The 4,308-nt window shown below is 57.0% G+C and carries 4 protein-coding genes and 2 pseudogenes; 2 read left to right on the top strand and 4 right to left on the bottom strand.

The features are described from left to right. From DO97_RS19935 to DO97_RS19920, 4 genes and pseudogenes are all read right to left on the bottom strand, one after another. The coding region (locus DO97_RS19935) for an SWIM zinc finger family protein (RefSeq protein ID WP_239651915.1) at positions 1 to 796 on the bottom strand (796 nt) is incomplete at its 3' end. A gap of 90 nt (positions 797 to 886) precedes the next feature. Then, positions 887 to 2,351: pseudogene (gene ffh / locus DO97_RS19930) on the bottom strand (signal recognition particle protein). 52 nt (positions 2,352 to 2,403) lie between these two features. Further along, the gene (locus DO97_RS19925) at positions 2,404 to 2,790 is read right to left on the bottom strand and encodes a DUF309 domain-containing protein (protein ID WP_156120693.1); all 387 of its coding nucleotides are present in this window, start codon (positions 2,788 to 2,790) and stop codon (positions 2,404 to 2,406) included. A gap of 57 nt (positions 2,791 to 2,847) precedes the next feature. Then, complete coding sequence (locus DO97_RS19920; protein ID WP_036536956.1) at positions 2,848 to 3,387, bottom strand: DciA family protein; 540 nt, start codon at positions 3,385 to 3,387, stop codon at positions 2,848 to 2,850. 151 nt (positions 3,388 to 3,538) lie between these two features. Between DO97_RS19920 and DO97_RS19915 the strand changes: the two genes are divergently transcribed. Together DO97_RS19915 and DO97_RS19910 are read left to right on the top strand one after the other, a co-directional pair. Next, a complete protein-coding gene (locus DO97_RS19915) occupies positions 3,539 to 3,889 on the top strand; it encodes a hypothetical protein (protein WP_036536954.1) in 351 nt (116 codons plus the stop codon). Between the two features lie 29 nt (positions 3,890 to 3,918). After that, positions 3,919 to 4,308 (top strand): annotated as a pseudogene (locus DO97_RS19910) (hypothetical protein); the annotation flags it as partial.

Genomic DNA, 4,308 nt, shown 5'->3' with positions numbered 1-4,308 from the left:
AGAGGAGGGCAAAGCGACTGCTGCCTAAGCCCAAGAGCCAGGTGCGGCGGATCTTGAGGCGGTCTTCTTCCTCCAAACGCTGCCCGACCACCAACCAGAGATCGGGGTGGGCTGTCCCAGCTAACACCTCCTCCTGATTGAGGGACCAACCGATTTGAGTCCGTAGATCGGCCTGGACTTCAGGGGAGAGGGTTTCCAGGCGCTCAAACCCCTCAATCAAGAGGTAAATTCGTCCCAACTGTTCTAGGCAGCGATCGATCCAGCCCTGTCCCGACTGGGCAATACCCGCTAAATCCCGCAGCTGTCGGGCTAATCCGGGAGCCTGGGCATCGACCATCCGAGCGGCGATCGTATCCCAAACCTGGTACGACTCCTGGGGCATGGTAGCCAAGCCCTGGCGCACTCGGTCTTCTAGCCACCGCCGCAGGTCTTGCAAGCCCTGGTGCACCTTACGTTGGCGCTCCGCTACTCGTTTTGCCTGGGCAGTCGGATCTGCCACCTGTTCCTGAACCCGTTTTTCTGCCTGTTTTTCTGCCCGTTGCGATCGGCTGGCTAACCATGCTGCTACCCACTCCGGTGGATCTGTCGCTGCGATCGCACTGGATTGTTCGGCCAGGAGCAACAGTAAGCCCAACCCATGCTTACAGGGAAATTTACGACTGGGGCAACTACAGCGAAATGCTGGTTCACCCAACTCAATCTGGGTTTGATAGGGATCCTTACCGCTGCCCTGACACTCTCCCCAGAGAACCGATTCCCAACTTCCCAGGGATAACCATTTCCCCAGGGTCGCCAATCCCCGGCCAGTTTTGGCAGAGGCTGGGTCTGGTGCTAGGGCTAACACCTGTTCTGTAGTCCATGGGATGCCCATCTCGACTCCGACTAGTTACAAAGAACCGAAGCCTTTTTTTCTCTTCTCTTTCTTTTTCTTCGCTGGGTTGGCTCCTCCGGCATAGCCCCGCAACCCGATTGGGGTGCTTGTCCGCCCCCCCCAAAGGGCGACCCCCCCAAGGTCCCCCTGTCATACCCGGCATTCCTGGGATGCCGGCAAAGCCACCCTGTCCCATCTGTTGCATCAGCGATCGCATCTTTTGAAAGTCACTCACGAGTTTGCCAACATCAGCATCCCGATAGCCCGAACCTCTGGCAATTCGCCGCCGCCGACTGGGAGAGGCGGACAGCAGATCGGGATTGCGCCGTTCTTCTTGGGTCATGGAGCTAATCATCGCCTCGGCCCGCTTTAGCTGGGTTTCCCCTTGGCTGAGCTGCTCATCTGACAGTTTGCCCATGCCGGGAATCATTTTCAGTAGCCCTCCCAAGGAACCCATGTTCTTCAGCAGCCGCATCTGTTTGAGAAAATCGGTGAAGTCAAATTGCGCCGTAAGGATTTTTTCCTGAAGTTTCTCGGCATCGGCCAGATCGACGGATTCCTGAGCCTTTTCCACCAGGGTGAGGACATCTCCCATTCCCAGAATGCGAGAGGCCATGCGATCGGGATAGAAGGGTTGTAACGCCTCAACTTTTTCCCCGACGCCAACAAATTTAATTGGTTGTCCAGAAATCTGTCGCACCGAGAGAGCTGCCCCGCCCCGCGTATCGCCATCCATCTTGGTGAGAATCGCCCCCGTCACCCCAATCTGTTCATGGAAGGTACGGGTGAGGTTGGCCGCCTCCTGCCCGGTCATTGCATCTACCACCAGTAGGGTTTCATGGGGTTGAATGGTGGTCTTCATGGCCGCTAATTCTGCCATCATCGCCTGATCAATTTGCAGCCGACCAGCGGTATCAACAATCACGGTATCCACCCCCAGGGTTCTGGCGTGATCGACCCCCTGACGGGCGATTTCCACTGGATTCACCTCCGTACCCAGTTCAAACACCGGGACATCAATCTGTTTCCCCAGGGTGATCAATTGATCAATCGCCGCTGGACGATAGATATCAGTGGCCACCAGCAGAGTGGTGAAATTCTGCTTCCGCAGGTGCAGTGCTAGCTTCGCTGCCGCCGTGGTTTTCCCCGTTCCCTGTAAGCCCGCCATCAAGATCACGGTGGGGGCTGTCTCGGCGATCGCCAGGGGACTGTTGCTCTCCCCCATCACCTGCACCAGCTCGTCGTGAACAATCTTGATGAACTGCTGATCCGGGCGTACCCCCGCCGTCACATCTGCTCCCAGGGCTTTGGTCTGAATGTCCGCAACAAAATCCTTCACCACCTGGAGATTGACATCTGCCTCCAGAAGGGCACGCCGTACCTCTCGCAGGGCATCTTGAATATTGGATTCTGTAATCCGATCCTGACCCCGGAGCTTTTTCCAAGCTGTCTCTAGGCGTTCTGCAAGGGCATCAAACATGGGTAAAAACCGTGAACCTCTGCTTCTCAGCTTAATTCAAACTAGGGAGATCTCAGGGGGAGAAGGGCTTAACCCGAGTGATCTGAGGGAGTTGCAGCTGGGAGTTCGGTGCTACTGGGGGGCTATCGGAGTTGGCTAGCTGGGCTTGAATCTGAGCCAGCAGTCCCGCAGTGTCTCCCAGCAGTTGTTCCAGATCAATGCCACCATAATCGGAGGGATAGCTCTGGAGGCGCTGGAGTCCTTCTCCGAGTAAAATTGCCGCCCCGCGAAGATTTTGATTCGATAGGTGGTAGCAGGCAACGGCAATTTGTAGCAGCCCCTGGTAAAACCGCCGCAGGGGATCACTGGACTCCACCCAGAGGGCTTCTAGGGTGTCGTGGCAATCGTAAAACTCACCCCGATTGAACTGGGCGATCGCGGCCCAGAAGGCAGTTGACATGGCTTCAGGCATGGCAGAGGGATAGCTGGGACAACATCATTGGGAGCAGGGGGAAAACTACCATTGCTTCGCCGCACACAGGGAACAGCGACCCCAACGCTCTAGCTCACCGGGGGGGCAGGGAGCATGACAGTGGGGACACAGGGGCAGGGACTGGCTGCGAGCCCGCATCACAGTCGCCCAATGCTGGAAGGCGGTTTGAGGGGCAACGCTGGGGGTAGGAAGGCGCGGCGGCACCACGGGGATCTGGCTCGGATGATCTGCCCATGGGTTGATTGAGGGTTGGGTAGCCGTGCGCAGCTTTGGAGACTGTTGCCATTGACCCGGCGTGAAGCGAATGTCCTCCACAGGGATTGTCAACAAAGTGTTGAGTTTTATTAAAATGCGTCGCCGCTCAAAGGTGAGGTTTTGGGCCCAGGCAGCGCTGGCGGTGGCGACCCGTAAGGTTCCTTGGTAAATGGAAATGGGGCGGGTTTGGGCAGCCACGACGGCACCCACCACCCCTGGCCAAACCTTCACCAGATGCTGGAATTGCTGCTGCCGTGGCTGTTGGGACTGCCATTGACCGAGAAGTTGATCGAGGGACTGGAAAGTCATACGCAGGGTTCAGGAATGCCAGGATTGGGGCAGGCTGAAAAGTCGGAGGAGTGATCGAGGATGATCTCTGGGACAGCAGTCATCTTGCCAAACCAGTCTGCATCATTTAAAACCGTTGAAGAATGAGAATCCTGACCATTTGAGGGGAACAATGAGTCAAATTTCTACCCTGGCCTTGAGGATGCAACCGACTGCATCTCCCAGTCTAAAGCCAACCCTCCGCTCAGCGCTCAGTAGCCTGGATGTCAGCCTGGAGGCAGAACTAGTCCGCTTTCGGCAACAGCGAGCAGCTGCCTCTCCCTCCCATGGTCTGGAAGTCCCGGCTCTCCCAGCAGCTGTTGTTGTACCACCCTCTGCCACTCATCCCCCCGGTAGATCCTCCCATTGGGCGACCCATGCCACCGATGTTCCCGGCCTTCATGCTGGACTCAGTGCAAGAGGAGTCGATMCCCCCCTTCAGATTCCCTCAGCGATCGGGCGCTCAAGTCCCCAAAAACTTTAGATTCAGAAGCATCAGGGATTTCCCAGTCGATGTGGGCTGCAACGGTAGCAGCTCCCTATTCCCACTCCTTCCCCACTCCCTCCACCTTAGACTCCGATGAACTTTGGGAGCAGGGAGCCGCCGTTCCCCCCGACGACTACCTTGAATCCTCAGAAGAATTATTAAAAAGTCTGGCGGATGAAGACCGCGCCGTCTTGCGCGTCAACCAAGATTGGGTCGAGCTGCTGCTAACCCCAGGGGGGATTGGGACTGTCCTGGGACTCATGGGAGTCTCGATTGTCTTAAGTTACCTGGCGACCCAGCAGAGTGGGGGACGAGAAATGGCTGGAACACTTCCCCAGGCGTTGAATGTAGCGACTCAGCCGACTGCGTCATCGGCGATTCCCAACGCTCCTAATTTGGCCGCAGGAGAGTTTGAA

This window comes from Neosynechococcus sphagnicola sy1 (assembly GCF_000775285.1).
Lineage (GTDB): Bacteria > Cyanobacteriota > Cyanobacteriia > Neosynechococcales > Neosynechococcaceae > Neosynechococcus > Neosynechococcus sphagnicola.
The sequence above is the reverse complement of the archived record's forward strand: the minus strand, read 5'-3'. Positions and strand labels throughout refer to the sequence as shown.